Source organism: Hypericibacter terrae (assembly GCF_008728855.1).
In the GTDB taxonomy this organism is placed as follows: Bacteria; Pseudomonadota; Alphaproteobacteria; order Dongiales; family Dongiaceae; genus Hypericibacter; species Hypericibacter terrae.
The window spans coordinates 2,385,476-2,402,256 of record NZ_CP042906.1; the positions used below are offsets into that span (position 1 = coordinate 2,385,476).

Genomic DNA, 16,781 nt, shown 5'->3' on the forward strand with positions numbered 1-16,781 from the left:
GAAGGGGCCGAGAGTTGCTGGAGCGCCAGAAGTCCATCGATCCCGCCGAACGGCCTGATCTCGAGGCCTCCTCGGAGGTCCTGTCCGCTTTGCTGGACGGCGCCACGAGCCCGCTTCTGACACCTGCGGTCACGCGCTTCGCCCCGGCGCCAGCCGCGGATCTTGCGCGCCTGCATGCCGAGCTCGGCGCTGCGCTGGAAGAGTTCGAGCGCCAGACGGAGCGCGATCCCTACGGCAACCCGGTGCAGCTCCTGGCCTTCGACCTGCTGCGGCGGCTCGATCTCGATCTGTCGCCGGCCCTGATCGAACAGTTGCTGCAACGCCTGACGCTGCATGCGTTCGCCGAGCGCGCACGGCGGCTCGCCCGCTATGTGGGCGACGGCGAGCCGGCGAGCAACCGGGCGGCGATCGAGGCCTCGATCCGGCGCCTGGGCGTCGACCGTGCGGGCAAGCCGGTTCCCTTCGAACAGTTTCGCGCGACCGTGGAGCGCGAGGTCTATGGCATCGTCATCACGGCCCATCCGACCTTCGGGCTCGCCTTCCGGATCGAGCGGGCGCTGGCGGCCCTGGCGCTCGATGCCGACGCGACCGGCGAGACATTGAATCCGGCCGAACGCCAGCGGTTGGCGCGCCGCGTGATCGAGGCGGAGCATCGTCCGGAGCCCGGCATCGACCTCAAGGCCGAGCATAATCTTTCGCTCGAGGTGCTGGAGAATATCCGCGCCGCCCTGTCGCAGCTCTACGAGGCGGCCTTCGCCGTCGCGGGCGAGCTCTATCCCAATCGCTGGATGGAATTGCGGCCGCGGCTGCTGACGGTGGCGAGCTGGGTCGGGTTCGATCTCGACGGGCGCGCCGACATCCCGTGGAACGACAGCTTCTACAAGCGGCTCAAGCTGGCGGCGATGCAGGTGCGTTATTACCGCGATCGGCTGACCGAGATCGGGCCGCTGGTGGACGGCCCGACCCGTGCTTCCTTTTCGACCCTCGCGAAGCGCCTGGCCGTCGCCGCCGACGAGATGGATCGCGAGATCGAGATCTTCGAGACGGCGTCGGGCGACGCGAAGGGCGCGCGCGACCGGCTGGCGGCACTGGCCAAGACCATGCATGAAGGCCGCAAGACCCGTCTGACCAGCGCGGCCGAGATCGCGGCCGGGCTCGAGCAGGCTCTGGTCACGGCGCCCGAGCCCGCGCGCCCCGCGATTGCGGTGCTGCTGGCCGAAGTGTTGAACCACGGGCTGGGGCTCGCTCATATCCATGTCCGCCTCAACGCCACCCAGCTTCATAACGCGATCCGTCGCGAGATCGGGATGGAAGGCGCCCCCGACGATCCCAGCCGCCGGCGCAGCTTCCATACGGCGATCAATGCGCTGCTGAGCCAGGTCAAGCCGGCCAGCATCAATTTCGGCTCGCTCATGGCGGAGCGCACCTCGGCCAAGCGGCTCTTTATGCTGGTGGCCCAGTTCCTCAAATATATCGATGCGACCACGCCGATCCGCTTCCTGATCGCCGAATGCGAGACCTCCTTCACGCTGCTGACCGCCCTCCATTACGCGCGGATGTTCGGGGTCGAGGATCGGATCGACATTTCGCCCTTGTTCGAGACCATCAAGGCCTTCGAGCGGGCGCCGCGCATCCTCGACGACGCTCTCGCCAATCCCCATTACGCCGCTTACTTGCGCAAGCGCGGGCGCCTCTGCATCCAGACCGGTTTCTCCGACGCCGGCCGCAATCTGGGCCAGACCGTGACCGCCGCCACGGTCGAGCTGCTGCGCTCGCGCCTCGCCGACCTGCTGGCCGAGCGCGGCTTCACCGATATCGAGCTGGTCATCTTCGACACCCACGGGGAGTCGGTCGGCCGCGGTTGCCATTATGACGGCTTCGCCCAGCGCTTCGCCTATGTGGCCTCGCCCGAGAGTCGGCGCCGCTTCGCCGCCAAGGGCATCCGCGTCAAGCAGGAGACGAGTTATCAGGGCGGCGATGGCTGGCTCTATTTCATGACGCCGGCGGCCTCGCTCGCCGCGGTCGCGCGCATGGTCGAGTTCGCGCTCGAAGCGCTCGAGGAGAAGAGCACCGATCCGTTCTACGCCGACTATGACTATGTGACCGAGTTCTTCATCGCGGTGCGCCAGTTCAACGAGCGCGTGATGGGCGACCGCAACTACGCGGCCCTGCTCGACAGCTTCGGCCCGAGCCTGCTCTATCCGGCGGGATCGCGCGCCATGCGCCGGGAGACCGAAGGATCCGCGCAGCGGCCGGACCTGGTTCACCCGACCCAGATGCGGGCCATCCCCCATAACAGCATCCTGCAGCAGCTGGGATTGATGGCGAACACGCTGGGCGGCGTGGGGCAGGCGATCCGCAAGGACCCCGAGCATTTCCAGCGGCTCTATCGCGAAAGCCCGCGTTTCCGCAACCTGATGGCGATGGTGCGCTGGGCCTTCGTCTTCAGCCATCCGGACCTGCTGAAGGGTTATATCGATCTGCTCGATCCGGGCCTCTGGCTGATGCAGGCGGCGCATCATTCGAGCGTCGGACATAGCGACGAGCTGCGGCAGGTGTCCGATCATCTGGAGCGATTGGGCAGCCATGAGAAGCTGACGCGCATCTTCCGCGTGCTGCAGGCGGACTATCTGGACGTGGCGGCGGGGCTGGGACCGGAGGGCGTCGCGGCCGAGCCGCTGCTGCCGGCCGCGATGCGGCGCGATCTCCATCTGCTGCATGCGATCCGGATCGCGCTGATGCAACGCATCTTCCTGCTCTCGACGCATATCCCGGCCTTCACCGACCGGCATGGGATCACGCCGGACCAGCTGATGGCGAAGATCCTGCATCTCGAGATCGATTCCGCCGTGGCCGTCCTGCGCCGGATCTTCCCGGTGGTGGAGGAGCAGTTCGACCTCACCGCCTTCGGCGAGCCGGCGAGCTATCGCAGCGAGGAGGCGCAGTCCTACGAGGCGGAGCATCGGCGGATCTTCGAGCCGATGGGCCATCTCTACGAGCTGGTGCGCCGGACCGGCAGCGCCATTACCCACATTATCGGCGCGGTTGGATAATCCGCTCGCCACCCCAGATACCCTACCGGTAGCAATCATCGAGTGGAGACCGTCATGGCGAAGACCGAGCGTGCTTTGATCGTCGGCGTCGGCGCCGGCTTGAGTGCCTCCCTGGCGCGGCGTCTGCGGCATGACGGCGTCGAGGTGGCGCTGGCGGCGCGGGATGTCGGCAAGCTCGGCGGCCTGGTCAAGGAAACCGGCGCGCGGGCCTATCAATGCGACGCCGGCCGGCCCGAGGATGTCGCCGCCCTGTTCAACGCGGTCGATCAGGAATTGGGCGGGGTCGATCTGGTCGTCTACAATCCGAGCCGGCGCACCCGAGGCCCCTTTGTCGAGCTGGATCCGGTCGAGGTCGAGCAGACGATCATGGTCACCGCCTATGGCGGCTTTCTCGTGGCACAGGCCGCCGCGCGGCGCATGCTGAAGCAGGGGCATGGCACCATTCTCTTCACCGGCGCTTCGGCCAGCGTGAAGGGCTACGCCCAGTCGGCGCCCTTCGCGATGGGCAAGTTCGCGCTGCGGGGGCTGGCGCAGAGCATGGCGCGCGAATTGGCGCCGAAGAACATTCATGTCGCCCATTTCGTCATCGATGGCAGCATCGGGAAGGACCCGGATGGCGAGTCGCGACTCGATCCGGACGCCATCGCCGATACCTATCTCCATGTCCATCGCCAGCCGCGCAGCGCCTGGACCTGGGAGGTGGAGCTTCGCCCCTGGGTCGAGCGCTTCTAAAAAGGGCTTGAAGGCGAGGCGGTTAGCGCGCCTGCGCTTGCCGCCGCTGGGGTCCGAGGGTAGGGTCGGCCCAGGGCCGTTCGCCGGGGATTGGGACATCGAGTCCAGGGGGCGACGGCGACCGGGAACGGGGCGATGGCCGGCGATCTCTTCGACTCTGAACTGGCGGAACATCTGGCGGTGGCGCAAGCCGTCCGCGGCGGATTGGCGGCGCCCTTCGCCGCGATGCGCAAGGCCTGGCTCTCGACCATCCAGGGCGGCGGCAAGATCCTCTTCTTCGGCAATGGCGGCAGCGCCGGGGATGCCCAGCATCTCGCGACCGAGCTCACCGTCCGCTATTCGCGCGACCGCAAGCCGATCGCGGCGATCGCGCTCACGACTGACAGCTCGGCCCTGACCGCGGGCGGCAACGACCTCGGTTTCGAGAAGGTCTTCGCCCGGCAGCTCGAGGCCCTGGGGCGCAAAGGCGATCTGGCCTTCGGCATCTCGACCTCGGGCCGCAGCCCGAACGTGCTCGCGGCCTTCACCATGGCGCGCGGCATGGGGATCGCGACCGCTGTGCTGACCGGTGCCGGCCCGCACAAGCTGGCGGACTATTGCGATCACATCCTCGCGGTGCCCTCGACCGTCACGGCGCGAATTCAGGAAATGCACATCACGCTGGGGCAGATGCTCTGCGCGGCGCTGGAGCAGGATCTGGGGCTGGTATGACCGAAAGCGGCCTGCATCACGATCCTCTGCTGGACCGGCTCGATCTCACCCGTTTCCAGCAGCTGCGCATTCTCGTCGTCGGCGATGTCATGCTCGACCGCTATGTCGACGGCTCGGTCGAGCGCATGTCGCCGGAAGCGCCCGTCGCGGTCCTGCGCGCCGAGGGCGAGCGCAGCATGGCCGGCGGTGCCGCCAATGTGGCGCGCAACATCGCGGCCCTGGGCGGCCAGGCCATTCTGATCGGCTTGGTCGGGCTCGACGAGGATGGCGCGGCCCTGAGCTCGGCGCTGCGAACCGATCCCGGCATCGAGGCGCATCTCATCGAGGATGCGGCGCGGCCCACCACCACCAAGACCCGGTTCGTCGCCGGGCGCCAGCAATTGCTGCGCGTCGATCACGAGAAATCGACGCCAGCCAACCGGCCGATGGAGCAGGCACTGATCGCGGCGGTGCAGTCGGTGCTGAGCCGCGTCCATCTCGTCATTCTGTCCGATTATGCCAAGGGCGTGGTCACCGACCGGGTCATCGCCGGGGTCGCGGCGGCGGCCAAGGCCGCCGGCAAGATCGTGATCGCCGATCCGAAGTCACGCGACTTCCGCCGCTATCACGGCGTCGATCTGCTGACACCCAATCGCCACGAGGCCGCCGTGGCGGCCGGGATCGCCTGCGGCAACGAGGCGGAGGCGGTGATGACCGGAACCCACCTGGTGGAGCAGACCGGCATCCCGTCGCTGCTGATCACGCGCGGCGAGCAGGGCATGACCCTGATGCGAAAAGGTCGGGCGCCGTTGCATCTGCCGGCAGACGCCCGCGAGGTGTTCGATGTCTCGGGTGCCGGCGACACGGTGATCGCCAGCCTTGGCCTCGCTCTGGCGGCGGGGCTCGAGATGGATATCGCCGCGCGCTTCGCCAATCTCTGCGGCGGCATCGTGGTGGGCAAGGTCGGGACGGCGCTGGTCCATCCTGCCGACGTCACCGGCGCGCTCCATGCGCGCGCCATCGGCATCTCCAGCAACGCCAAGATCATGACCCTGCCCCAGGCGCTGGGGCAGGTGGAACATTGGCGGGCGACCGGCGCGCGCGTGGGTTTCACCAATGGCTGTTTCGATCTGATCCATCCGGGCCATGTCACCTTGCTCGCCAAGTCGCGCGCCGCCTGCGACCGCCTGATCGTCGGCCTCAACAGCGACGCTTCCGTGCGCCGGCTCAAGGGCGCCGATCGCCCGGTGCAGGACGAGCAGATGCGCGCGACCGTGCTGGCCGCGCTCGCCAGCGTCGACATGGTGGTGATCTTCGAGGAGGACACGCCGCTCAAGCTGATCGAGGCGCTGCGCCCGGACCTGCTGGTCAAAGGCGCCGATTATCGCCTGGACCAGGTGGTCGGCGGCGATGTGGTGCAGGCCTATGGCGGCAAGGTGCTGCTGATCGATCTGGTGGCCGGCCACAGCACGACTGCCACGATCCAACGGCTCGGTCGCAATCAATGATTCTCGTGACGGGAGGCGCCGGTTTCATCGGTTCCAATCTGGTCGCGGCTCTGTCGGAGCGGGGCACGCCCGCGGCCGTCTGCGACCATCTCGGCGCCACCGACAAATGGCGCAATCTCGCCAAGCACGAGATCGTCGATCTGATCGCGCCGGACCAATGCCTCGGCTGGCTCGATCGCAACCGCCATCTGGTGGAGATGGTGGTTCATCTGGGCGCTGTCAGCGACACCGCGGCGACCGATGCCGATCTGGTGGTCGCCAACAATTACAGCGTGTCGCGCAGCCTGTGGGATTGGTGCAGCCGGGCCGAACGCCCGCTGATCTACGCCTCGTCGGCCGCGACCTACGGCGACGGCGCGGCCGGGTTTTCCGACAGGTGGGAGCCCGAGGCGCTGGCGAAGCTGCGGCCGCTCAATCTCTTTGGCTGGAGCAAGCATCTGTTCGATCGCTGGGTCGCGGCTCAGGCGGGCAGCGGCCGCCCGACGCCACCACGCTGGTACGGCCTCAAATTCTTCAACGTCTATGGCCCCAACGAATATCATAAGGGGCCGATGCAGAGCGTGATTGCTCGCAACTATCCGCGCGTCGCCAACGGCCTCGCCATCGAGCTGTTCCGCTCCTATCGCGAGGGTTATGCTCATGGCGCGCAGAAGCGCGACTTCGTCACTGTGCGCGATTGCGTCGAGCTGCTGCTGTGGCTCTGCAGCGCCAGTACTGCGAGCGGCATCTACAATGTGGGCACCGGCAGCCCCCGCAGCTTCATCGATCTGACCAACGCGCTTTTCGCTGCGGCCGGCCACGAGCCTCGCATCGAGTTCATCGAGATGCCGCAGACCCTGCGGCCGCTCTATCAGTACGAGACCGCCGCCGACCTGACGCGGCTGCGGGCCGCGGGCTATGACCGGCCCTTCATCTCGCTGGAAGCCGGCATCGCCGACTATGTCAGCCGTTATCTCTCGGCCGGGGATCGCTACCGGTGAGAGCAGGGGCGGCGCGCCGTCCCGAGGGCAACCGCTTGGACGGAGAGCCGCGGGTTGCAGGGTTGCCGATCCTGCCGCGAGACTCCTGTCCGTCATGACCGCGCCCTCGCCGAGCCCCCGGATCGGGCGTGCCAAGGCCGCGACCGCCAGACCTGTCGCCGATCCCGAAAGAATTCTGATCGTGGCACCCGTGACGGTCGGCGACATGGTCCTGGCCGAGCCGTTGACGCGGCTGCTGCGTCGGCTCTATCCCAAGGCCGCCATAGACATGCTGGCGCCGCCGCACACGGCGGAGCTCGCAGCGTTCATGCCGGAGCTCCGCACGGTCCTGCCGGCGCCCTACGCCCCGGGCGACCTGGCGCTTGTCACCCGCTGGCGCCTGTCGCGTCGGCTGCGCGGGGAGCGTTACGATCTCGCCCTCCTGCTGCCGAACTCGGTCAAGTCCGCTCTGGTGCCGTTCCTGGCCGGCATTCCGAAGCGGGTGGGCTATGCGCGCGAGGGCCGCGCCTTGCTCCTGACCGAGGCGCGCTGGCTCGACCGGGGCCGCCTGCGTCGCCGGATCGATCGCTTCCTGGCGCTGGCGCTGCCAGAGAACGCGACGCCGCCCTTCGATGCGCCGGCGCCGGCCTTGCGGGTCTCGGACGACGCGATCGACCGGGCCTTGGAGCGCCTCGGGCTCGAACGCCCGGCCGGTCGATTGCTGCTCCTGCTGCCGGGTGCAAAGGAGACATCGCCGGCGCGCTGGCCCACGGCCCATTTCGCGGCGATCGCCAGGCATCATCACGCCGCCGGCGGATCGGTCTGGCTGCTGGGTTCGGCCGGGGATCGCGAGGCCACGGCGGCGGTCCAGGCAGCGTCGCGCGGCATCTGCCTCGACTTCGCCGGCCGTACCCGCTTGGGCGAGGCGGTGGCCCTGATCGCGCTCGCCGACGCCGTGGCGTCGAACGACACCGGCCTCGCGCAGGTGGCGGCGGCGGTGGGCCATCGGTCTCTCGCGGAGCTGACGCCGCAGCAGGCCATCGACGCGCTGTCGGCACAGGAGCGCCGCGCATGAGCCGGCGCCGCCATCGGCCGGCCAAGCGCCTGCTGCATCTGCTCGAGGGGGCGGCGATCCTGCTGCTGTGGCTGCCGGTCCGCGCGCTGCCGGTCGATTGGGCGTCGGCGCTGGGCGGCTGGGTCACGCGCACCCTGGGGCCCTGGCTGCCGGTCAGCCGGATCGGCCGCCGCAACCTGAAGCGCGCCTTCCCGGAAAAGAGCGACGCGGAGATCGAGCGCATCCTGCGCGGCGTCTGGGACAATCTCGGCCGCTACGCGCTCGAATATCCGCATCTGAAGCGGATCTGGGACTACGATCCCGCGCCAGGACGACAGGGGCGGGTGGAGATCGTTGGCCTCGATCAGTTCCTGGCGCTGCGCGACGACGGCAAGCCGGCGCTGATCTTTGCCGCTCATCTGGGCAATTGGGAGCTCCTGCCAGTGGCCGCGGCGCGTCACGGGTTGCCGCTCACCGTGCTCTACAAGCCGCCCCATAATCCGATCGCCGCGGAGTTCGTCGAGCATATCCGCCGCAACGCCATGGGCGAGATGCTCTCGACCGGCGTCCATAGCGCGATCGGGGCCGTCGAGGTGATCGAGAAGGGCGGGCATCTCGGCATGCTGGTCGATCAGAATTCGCGTCTTGGGACCATGGTCCCCTTCTTCGGGAACCCGGTGCGCGCATCCTCGTTGCTTGCGAAGCTGGCCCGGCGCTATCAATGTCCGTTGCATGGCGCGCGAGTCGAACGGCTGGGCGGGGCGCGGTTCCGGGCGACGTTGACCCCGCCGATCGAGATCCCGATCACGGACGATACCGCTGCCGATGTCGAGGCGATCATGACCAAGGTGACAGCGATCATCGAAAGCTGGGTGCGCGAGCGGCCGGAGCAATGGCTATGGCTCCATCGGCGCTGGCGGAACCTCTAGGATGGGCCATCCGCTCAACGCCGAAGGCTGCTGGTTCGAGCGTCGCAGCTCGGTCGCCGCGGCGCGGGAGAGCGCCGGCCTGTTTCTCGATCGCGACGGCGTCCTCATCGAGGACGAAGGCTATCTCGCCGATCCGCGCAAGGTACGGCTGATCCCAGGGGCCCGCGAGGCGCTGGTGGTGGCGCGCGCCAAGGGGTGGCATGTGGCGCTGGTGACCAACCAGTCCGGCATCGGGCGCGGGATGTATGGCTGGAACGAGTTCGCCGCGGTCCAGGCCGCGATGCTGGCGGCGCTCGGCGATGCCGCCCAGACCATCGAGCTGGTGGCGGCCTGCCCGCATTATCCCACCCACGCCTGGCGCAAGCCCGAGCCGGGCATGATCCTGGCGGCGCTTCAGGCGCTCGGCGCCGATCCGGCCAAGTCCTGGGTGGTGGGCGACAAGGCCAGCGACCTCAAGGCCGGCCGTGCCGCCAAGCTCGCGGGCGGCTTCCATGTCGGCACCGGCGAGGGCCGGGCCGAGCGCGCCGGCGCCATGGCCTGCGGCGGCAACGGCTTCGCGCTCCGCTCGATCGACACGATCGCGGCGCTGGGGCCGTGGCTTAAGGGAAGCTGCTAAGACCCCAGCAGCGCCGCGACGGCCTCGCCGAATACCTCGTCATGTCGGATGACGTCGGCCTCGCTGGTGGCGGGGCAGGCGAGCAGCATGTTGTGCATCGGCGTGACCATCACGCCGCGGTTCAGGCACCAGAGATGGAAGAAGCGGTCGACCGCGCCGTCGGCGCCGGCGCGGGCTTCCGTGCCGGTGCGGGGCGGTGTCGGCTGGAAGCGATATTCGACCCGGGCTCCGAGTTGAGTCACGTACCAGGGCAGGTCGTGGCGGCTTATGACCGCGCGGATGCCTGCGGCGAGGCGTTCGCCCAGTTTTGTCATATGAGCATAGGCGCTGTCGGTTGCGACCTCGGTCAAGGTCGCGCGCATGGCGGCCAGCGCCAGGGCGTTCGCGGTCAGCGTGCCCCCGATGCCGGCGACCGAGGTTCCCGGACCATAGAGCCGGTCGCGCACCTTTGCGCCGACCTCGCGCGTCATGCCGAAGGCCGCCGCCGGAATTCCTCCCGCGATCGGTTTGCCCAGAACGAAGATATCGGGCTCGAGACCGAAGGCCCTGGTGTAGCCGCCGGGGCCCGTCGAGATGGTGTGCGTCTCGTCGATGACGAGCAGCGTTCCGGCCTTGCGGGTGAGGTCGCGCAGGGCCGGGTGATAGCCCGGATCGGGCAGGACGACGCCGGTCAGGTTGGTCAGGGCCGGTTCGGTGAGGACGCAGGCGACCTGGCGGTCCTTCAGCGCCGCCTCGAGCGCCGCCAGATCGTTGAACTCGACGACGCGGCTGTCGGCGGTCGGATCGAAGGCCGGCCCGACATTGCCACGCCGCGATCGGGGGATTCCATCCTCCAGGCTGACGATGGTCTCGTCGACGGTGCCGTGATAGCAGCCGTTGAAGACGAGGATCTTCGGCCGGCCGGTGATCTCGCGCGCGAGGCGGAGCACGAAGCGGTTGGCGTCGGTGGCCGAGAGCGCCATCTGCCAGAAGGGCAGGCCGAAGCGCTCAGCGAGGAGCTCGGCCACGATCACGGCATTCTCCGAGGGCAGCATTGCCGTCAGGCCCTTGGCGGCCTGGCGCGCCACGACCGCAGCCACCGCCGGCGGCGAATGGCCGAACATGGCGCCGGTATCGCCGAGGCAGAAATCGATATAGCGATGGCCGTCGATGTCGGTGAGGCGGGCCCCTTGCGCTTCCGTCATGACCGGCGGGAAGCCGCCGGGCCATTCGCTCATCCATTGCATCGGCACGCCACCGACGAGGCTGTTCTGCGCGCGCTCGAACAGGGCGCGCGCCTTGGGACGGGCCGAGACATAGCGCTCGGTCTCGGCCGCGGTCAGCCGCTCCAGGCGGCTGCGATCGATCGGGGTCATGGCGCTGCGCCGCGAGACAACGCGCTCAAGCCTGGTACTTCACCTCGCCGCCGACGAAGGTCATGTCGACCTGCGTGTCCTTGATCTTCTCCGGCGCCACCGCGAAGGGATCCTGGCGCAGGATCGCGAAGTCGGCGAGCTTGCCGGGCTCGAGCGAGCCCTTGAGGTTCTCCTCGAAACCGACCCAGGCGCCGAGGGTGGTATAGGCGCGTAGCGCCTCCTCGAATGTGATGGCTTCTTCGAGGCCGAAGGGACGGCCGGTGTCGGTGCGCCGCGTCACGAGGGCGCCGATGATCTCCCACGGGTTGGTTGAGCAGATCGGCGCGTCGGAATGGCCCGGCGCCGGCACGCCTTTGTCGATCAGGCTGCGATGCGGGAACATCCAGCGCATCGCCTTCTCGCCGCGATTGTCGATATAGGCGTCGCCGAGGCTGTACATGAATCCCGTGGCCGAGGAATCCACCACCCCCAGCTTCTTGATCCGCTCCAGGATTTTCGGCGTGACATAGCAGCAATGCTCGACGCGGCTGCGATGGTCCTTCTTCGGGTGAGCCGTCAGGGCGGCCTCGATCGCATCCAGCGCAAAATCGATGCCGCGGTCGCCGAGGCCCTCGACGCAGACGCGCAAGCCCGCCTTATGCGCCGCCACCACGCGCGGGATCAGATCCTCGGCTTCGTAAAGCAGCATGCCGGTGTTCGGCACCGGCTCGCCCGGAACCGGCGTGCCGACATAGGGCTCGTAATAGGCGGCGGTGCGGCCCGAGGTCGAGCAGTCGGGGCACCATTCGGCGCCGACGATGCGGATCCATTCGTCGCCGAAGCCGGTCCGGACGCGGCCATGGCTGTAGGCCGCGACCAGATCGTCGTCGCGCCCATCGAGGATGACGCCGATGCGCATGCTGAGCCTGCCGGCCTCGCGCAGGCGCTGATAGGCCTCGATCGCCTTGCGCGCCGTCAGCGAGTTATGCAGCGAGGTCACGCCATGCTGCAGATAGAGATCGAACACCTGCGGCAGGCCGGTCTCGTATTCGCCGACGGAATACTCCTCCTTGAACTTCTCTTCGAGGCTCCAGGCCGCCATCTCGCGGGCGAGGCCGGTCATGCGGCCGGTCTTGGGGTCGCGGTCGTACTGGCCGTGCGGCGGGTTGTGCGTGTTGTCGCCCACGCCCATCGCAGTCAGCATCGGCGTGTTCAGCACCGCGATGTGATGATCGGTGCGATAGATCCAGACCGGCCGGCCGTTCGAGACCGCATCGAGCTGCTCGCGCGTCGGATAGCCGCCCTGCTTCTTGTCGTTGTAGCAGAAGCCGAGGAGGGGCTTGTCGGGTGCCAGCTCCGAGGTCCGCTTATGGACGAACTGCAGCAGTTCATCGACGGACTTGATGGCGGAGGGGCCGACATCGGTCCAGCGCAGCAGCGAGATGGCGTGGCTGTCGGGATGGCAGTGGGAATCGATGATGCCGGGAACGACGCGCCGCCCCTTGAGATCGATCGTCTTCGTGCCAGGGCCGGCAAGGCCGGCGACATCGCTATTGCTGCCGATTGCCAGGATGCGGCCTTGCCACACCGCCATGGCCTGCGCTTGCGCGGAGGTTGTGTTCAAGGTCGCGATCTTGCCGTTCTGCAAGATCAGATCCGCAGCCATTCCAGCCATGATTCCATCCCCCTGATTTCCCTGACCGATCAATCAAAGTTACCACAAGCGATTGAAAATGCACGCGGTTGGCGTCACAGAAAGGCCACACCATGGTTAATTCGAATCAGCGCATTGTCTCTTCAGCGCCGGTCGCGGACCCCCGCAAGGCCGCCCCTCCGGTGCAGCTGCGTCGCCGCCGAAAGCCCCTCGCCACTGGGCCTGGCGAGAGGCTTTCGGAGCGCAGCACCCACACGCCAACTCGCGCGCCCCGCTCCTTCACAGGAGCGGGGCGGTCCTTTTTTGGGGTTCGCGTTGGCACCGAAGAAGGGTCGTTCATGGCGCCTTCTTCATCAATCTTACTTCAGCTCAGCGCGGCGGCTTTCCGCGGAACACGGCGATCGCATCCGCCAGGTCCGGCAGAGCGCGATTGACCGCGTTCATGCCCTCGGTGATGGCCTCGTCGGCGCGCTCGAACTCGAGCAGTCCGATATGGCCGAGGCGCGGCAGCACCAGCACGTCGGGCGGCTCGCCGGCGAGCCGGCTGCGGGCCACGCGGTCGAGCATGATGTTGAGCGACTGCACCATCACCGCGAACATGCTGGGCACATCGCCGCTGCGGCCGAACACTCGCTGCAGGATGCTGGTGAAGCGCGAGGTCCCACCCGTGGCCGCCTCCATGGCGGAGACGTCGAGTTGCAGATCGATGCCGCCCTCGCGCGTGAGATCGGATCCAGGCGCGCGGGCGCGACCGATGAGGTCGGAATGAAGATTGACCGCGATGACGATATGGGCGCCGAGCGCGCGGCAGACCGAGACCGGCACGGGATTGATGAGGGCCCCGTCCACCAGCCAGCGGCCCTCGCGCCGCGCCGGCGCGAAAATCCCGGGCAGCGAGATCGAGATCCGCAGCGCCTCGACCAGATTGCCGTCGCGGATCCAGACCTCGTGACCGGAGACCAGGTCGGTGACGATGGTGGCGAAGGGGGCGGGCAGGTCCTCGATCCGCAGGTCGCCCAGATGGCGTGCGATGTTTTCCGTCAGGCGATTGCCGCTGATGAGGCCGCCGCGGGCCATCTGGAAGTCGAGATAGCTCATCACCTTCAGGCGCGTCAGGTCGCGCGCCCATTGCTCGAGGACATCGAGCTTGCCGGCGAGATGGACGCCGCCGACGAGGGCGCCGATCGAGGTGCCGCAGATCACGTCCGGCTTGACGCCCGCGGCCTCGAGCGCGCGGATGACGCCGATATGCGCCCAGCCGCGTGCAGCGCCGCTGCCGAGGGCGAGACCGATACGCGGGCGCGTGTGAGGGAGGGGGACGCTGTCGCCAACGGTCAGACTCATGGGCCGCCCTCCTCGAGGATCTCGCGCACGACCTTGAGAGCCTCGGCCCGCGACATGCCGACATCGATGCGGGGGCTGTAGAGCAGCCGCACCAGGAGTTCGTCATCGTCGGTCAAGGTGACCTGGGGGCTGTGGTCGTTGAAGACCGACGGGAAGACCTTGTCGGAATCGTTCGGCAGGCCCAGCACCTGGGTGGTTTCCTCGATCACGCAATCCTTCAATTTTCCCCGCGACATGACTTCGTCGATGGGGATGCCGATCACGGCGAAATTGATCTGCAGCGCGTCCTGCACCCCGAACATGCCGAAACAGAGCGAACCGTGAAGGTCCTTCCAGCCGCCGATCGGTTGCGCGAGATATTTGTTCACCGAGCCGATCAATCGATCCTGGGTATCGAACACGAACATCAGATTGCCGTCGGCGGCCTTGGGAACGAACTCGATCTTCAAGCCGGTTAAACGTCTCAACAGCGCGACATGTTCCTCCAATTCCTTGCGCTCGAGATCCAGGGGGCCGGCGCGGGCGTCGAGGAAGATGCGGATGGGGGTGATCCATTTGTGGATCTTCGCGTCCATCGGCGTGCCGAACTCGGTATTGAAGATGATCAGGTCGAAATCCGTGACCAGCCGGTCGACCCGCTCGCCGCCGGCGCCGGCGAGCAGGGGCGCCAGGAGGATAACGGCCCAGCTCTGCCGGCAGCAACGCGACAAAGCGACGGCCACGCGGGCCGCCCATGAAATTGCCGCCATCTTCGATCCCGGCTTCCGAGCGCTGCCTTGCGCAGGCGGCTGTCAGTCGAGCCAGCTCGAGCTCTGATGCACCTCGATCAGGGTCGGACCGTCGGCCGCGAAGGCATCGGTCAGGGCCTTCTTCAACTGGGCGGCGCTGCCGGGCTTCGCCACATGGGCCCCGAAGGCCTTGCCCAGCATCTGGAAGTCCGGATTGCGCGGCTTCACCGCGATCTCCGGGATGCCCCTATGGACCATGTCGCCGGCGATCTGGCCGAGCGCGTCGTTGTTCCAGAGCAGGATGGCGATCGGCAGCTTGAGCTCCACGGCGGTCGCCAGTTCCTGCACCGTAAAGAGAAACCCCGCATCGCCGGCCATCGCTACGCAGGCGCTCTCGGGACGGGCCAGCTTGGCGCCGATGGCGGCGGGCAGCGCATAGCCGAGCGTGCCGAAGCCCACCGGATGGAACCAGCAGCGCGGCTGGGTCATCGGGAAATAATGGTTCGCGGTATAGGCGATCTGGGTCATGTCCGAGGCGATCATGCCGTCCTCGGGCAGGACCGCGCGGATGGCATCCAGCACCTTGCCATGCTTCAGCTGCAGCTTGCCGAGGCCGGCATGGTTCTCCTTGCGCAACCGGGCGAGTTCTTCCGCGGGAACATGGCCGGCCGAACCCTTGCCGCCGAGCTCGGCCGCGATCGCATCGAGCGACGGACCGGCATCGGCCAGAATCGGCACGGCCGCCGGGTAGTCGCGCGCCATCGTGCGGGCATCGATGTCGATGCGGATGAGTTTGCCCTTGATCTCGAGCCGATCCACCCAACTGTCGGTCTCGGCCAGTTCGGTGCCGACCGCCAGCACCACATCGGCCGATGCCAGCAGGGCCTGGGTTCCGTCGGTCAGCAGCGTGGCACCGACGCAGAGGGGATGATCGTCGGGCAGCACGCCCTTGGCCGCGACCGTGACGATGACGGCGCTCCGGGTCAGCTCCGCCAGGCGGCGCACCGAGGCCGCGCAATCGACCGTGCCGCCGCCGACCAGCATCACAGGCCGTTTGGCCTCGCGCAGTAGTTTCGCGGCGGCCCGGACGGCGTCGGGGGAGGGGGCCGGTTTCGCGCGGGCAGGGCCTGGCGTCTCGATGCGCACGGCCGGTGCGGCGAGGAGGTCGAGCGGCACTTCGATATGGACCGGGCGCGGGCGCTGGCTGGCGAAACGGTCGAAGGCGTCGGCCATGGCGAGGGGCAGCTCGCTGGCGGCGCGCAGGCTGTGGCTGGCCGAGACCAGCGGCGCGATGGTCGCCTGCTGATCGGTGATTTCGTGGAGACGGCCGCGCCCGCGGCCGAGATCGTCACGGCCGTTGACGCTCGAGAGCATCAGCACCGGCACGGAATCGGAGAAGGCCTGGCCGATCGGCGTGGCCGCATTTGTGACGCCGGGGCCGGTGATGACGCAGCAGACGCCGGGACGACCGGAGGCGCGCGCATAGCCGTCCGCCATGAAGCCGGCCCCTTGCTCATGACGCACGCCGACATGACGAATCGAGCTGTCGGCGAGACCGCGATAGAAATCCAGCGTATGGACGCCCGGGATTCCGAAGACGGTGTCGACGCCATATTGCTCGAGCAGCGCGATGGCGGCCTGGCCGCAGGTCATGTTCGTGGTCATTCTTCGTCCTTGAACAGGGGATTTAGCTCAAATGCGGCACAAATTTTCGACATTCCAGTCAGGATTCCAGCGGGCCGCAGCATGAACCGGTGCCCGCTTGCGGGCAAGCCGGGGCTGCCGCATCTTATCCCGGTTATTCATTCTATCCACAGCTTCCCATGGCGGGATCGTTCGCTACCATGCGCTCCGATTTTGGGCGCGGAGGAACGGCGTTGGTAAGTCCTTATCTGGCAAAGCCGTTACGGACCGTCGATGAAGTAGTGCGCGAACAGGAATCCGCGCAGCGCCAGCGGCTGTCCCACATGGAAGGCCACGCGCTGCTCGAGCCCGAGCCCGGCCGTGCCGGCAGAAGCGTGCGCCCATCCCGGGAATCCGACGGCGTCCGCCGAGGCCCGCGCGCGTCGATCGAATAGCCACCGCCGCGGCAGCGGACGAATCACGTGGAGATCTTTCTTTCCTCTTCCCTCCCGAAGTCGGGAGGGAAGAGAAAAAAAGCGCGCGCCCCAGGGACGGCA

At 67.7% G+C, this 16,781-nt stretch carries 14 protein-coding genes; 8 read left to right on the top strand and 6 right to left on the bottom strand.

The genetic code is table 11. From position 1 onward, the window contains the following. Positions 1-14: 14 nt before the first annotated feature. The 8 genes from FRZ44_RS10980 to FRZ44_RS11015 all read left to right on the top strand — a co-directional run bounded on the left by FRZ44_RS10980 (position 15) and on the right by FRZ44_RS11015 (position 9,541). Positions 15-3,053, top strand: coding sequence for a phosphoenolpyruvate carboxylase (locus tag FRZ44_RS10980; protein WP_151177224.1), 3,039 nt, complete (start codon positions 15-17; stop codon positions 3,051-3,053). 54 nt (positions 3,054-3,107) lie between these two features. Beyond that, complete coding sequence (locus FRZ44_RS10985) at positions 3,108-3,785, top strand: SDR family NAD(P)-dependent oxidoreductase (RefSeq protein WP_151177225.1); 678 nt, start codon at positions 3,108-3,110, stop codon at positions 3,783-3,785. A gap of 135 nt (positions 3,786-3,920) precedes the next feature. Then, positions 3,921-4,496, top strand: a complete 576-nt coding sequence (locus FRZ44_RS10990; RefSeq protein ID WP_151177226.1) for an SIS domain-containing protein — start codon at positions 3,921-3,923, stop codon at positions 4,494-4,496. 89 nt (positions 4,497-4,585) lie between these two features. After that, on the top strand, positions 4,586-5,983 hold the full coding sequence (rfaE1, locus tag FRZ44_RS10995; RefSeq protein WP_407658091.1) for a D-glycero-beta-D-manno-heptose-7-phosphate kinase: 1,398 nt from the start codon (positions 4,586-4,588) through the stop codon (positions 5,981-5,983). After that, positions 5,980-6,963 (top strand): ADP-glyceromanno-heptose 6-epimerase, encoded by a 984-nt coding sequence (gene rfaD, locus FRZ44_RS11000; RefSeq protein WP_151177228.1) that lies wholly within the window; start codon positions 5,980-5,982, stop codon positions 6,961-6,963. The genes rfaE1 and rfaD overlap by 4 nt, the downstream gene beginning before the upstream one ends. A gap of 94 nt (positions 6,964-7,057) precedes the next feature. Continuing rightward, a complete protein-coding gene (gene waaF, locus FRZ44_RS11005) occupies positions 7,058-8,017 on the top strand; it encodes a lipopolysaccharide heptosyltransferase II (protein WP_191908532.1) in 960 nt (319 codons plus the stop codon). Next, positions 8,014-8,925, top strand: a complete 912-nt coding sequence (locus FRZ44_RS11010) for a lipid A biosynthesis lauroyl acyltransferase (protein WP_151177230.1) — start codon at positions 8,014-8,016, stop codon at positions 8,923-8,925. Before waaF ends, FRZ44_RS11010 begins: the two co-directional genes overlap by 4 nt. A 1-nt stretch (position 8,926) precedes the next feature. Then, a complete protein-coding gene (locus FRZ44_RS11015; RefSeq protein ID WP_151177231.1) occupies positions 8,927-9,541 on the top strand; it encodes a D-glycero-alpha-D-manno-heptose-1,7-bisphosphate 7-phosphatase in 615 nt (204 codons plus the stop codon). Here the strand turns inward: FRZ44_RS11015 and FRZ44_RS11020 are convergent. From FRZ44_RS11020 to FRZ44_RS11045, 6 genes are all read right to left on the bottom strand, one after another. Continuing rightward, positions 9,538-10,896 (bottom strand): aspartate aminotransferase family protein, encoded by a 1,359-nt coding sequence (locus FRZ44_RS11020; protein ID WP_151177232.1) that lies wholly within the window; start codon positions 10,894-10,896, stop codon positions 9,538-9,540. The genes FRZ44_RS11015 and FRZ44_RS11020 overlap by 4 nt on opposite strands. A gap of 25 nt (positions 10,897-10,921) precedes the next feature. Next, entirely contained in the window at positions 10,922-12,550 is a 1,629-nt protein-coding gene (locus tag FRZ44_RS11025; protein ID WP_151177233.1) for an amidohydrolase, read from the bottom strand. A gap of 348 nt (positions 12,551-12,898) precedes the next feature. Next, entirely contained in the window at positions 12,899-13,873 is a 975-nt protein-coding gene (locus FRZ44_RS11030) for a patatin-like phospholipase family protein (protein WP_151177234.1), read from the bottom strand. Then, complete coding sequence (locus tag FRZ44_RS11035) at positions 13,870-14,622, bottom strand: DUF2927 domain-containing protein (protein WP_151177235.1); 753 nt, start codon at positions 14,620-14,622, stop codon at positions 13,870-13,872. The genes FRZ44_RS11030 and FRZ44_RS11035 overlap by 4 nt, the downstream gene beginning before the upstream one ends. 42 nt (positions 14,623-14,664) lie before the next feature. Continuing rightward, positions 14,665-16,266 (bottom strand): 5-guanidino-2-oxopentanoate decarboxylase, encoded by a 1,602-nt coding sequence (locus FRZ44_RS11040; protein WP_151177236.1) that lies wholly within the window; start codon positions 16,264-16,266, stop codon positions 14,665-14,667. Positions 16,267-16,505: 239 nt separating this feature from the next. Then, a complete protein-coding gene (locus FRZ44_RS11045; protein WP_151177237.1) occupies positions 16,506-16,706 on the bottom strand; it encodes a hypothetical protein in 201 nt (66 codons plus the stop codon). Between the last annotated feature and the right edge of the window lie 75 nt (positions 16,707-16,781).

Excerpts from the sequence above, each read along its gene's own strand:
- FRZ44_RS11020 (WP_151177232.1), bottom strand. The coding sequence starts at position 10,896 with ATGACCCCGATCGATCGCAGCCGCCTGGAGCGGCTGACCGCGGCCGAG.
- FRZ44_RS10990 (WP_151177226.1), top strand. The coding sequence starts at position 3,921 with ATGGCCGGCGATCTCTTCGACTCTGAACTGGCGGAACATCTGGCGGTG.
- rfaD (WP_151177228.1), top strand. The coding sequence starts at position 5,980 with ATGATTCTCGTGACGGGAGGCGCCGGTTTCATCGGTTCCAATCTGGTC.
- FRZ44_RS11040 (WP_151177236.1), bottom strand. The coding sequence starts at position 16,266 with ATGACCACGAACATGACCTGCGGCCAGGCCGCCATCGCGCTGCTCGAG.
- FRZ44_RS10985 (WP_151177225.1), top strand. The coding sequence starts at position 3,108 with ATGGCGAAGACCGAGCGTGCTTTGATCGTCGGCGTCGGCGCCGGCTTG.
- FRZ44_RS11035 (WP_151177235.1), bottom strand. The coding sequence starts at position 14,622 with ATGGCGGCAATTTCATGGGCGGCCCGCGTGGCCGTCGCTTTGTCGCGT.
- FRZ44_RS11025 (WP_151177233.1), bottom strand. The coding sequence starts at position 12,550 with ATGGCTGGAATGGCTGCGGATCTGATCTTGCAGAACGGCAAGATCGCG.
- waaF (WP_191908532.1), top strand. The coding sequence starts at position 7,058 with ATGACCGCGCCCTCGCCGAGCCCCCGGATCGGGCGTGCCAAGGCCGCG.
- FRZ44_RS11030 (WP_151177234.1), bottom strand. The coding sequence starts at position 13,873 with ATGAGTCTGACCGTTGGCGACAGCGTCCCCCTCCCTCACACGCGCCCG.
- FRZ44_RS11010 (WP_151177230.1), top strand. The coding sequence starts at position 8,014 with ATGAGCCGGCGCCGCCATCGGCCGGCCAAGCGCCTGCTGCATCTGCTC.
- rfaE1 (WP_407658091.1), top strand. The coding sequence starts at position 4,586 with ATGCTCGACCGCTATGTCGACGGCTCGGTCGAGCGCATGTCGCCGGAA.
- FRZ44_RS11015 (WP_151177231.1), top strand. The coding sequence starts at position 8,927 with ATGGGCCATCCGCTCAACGCCGAAGGCTGCTGGTTCGAGCGTCGCAGC.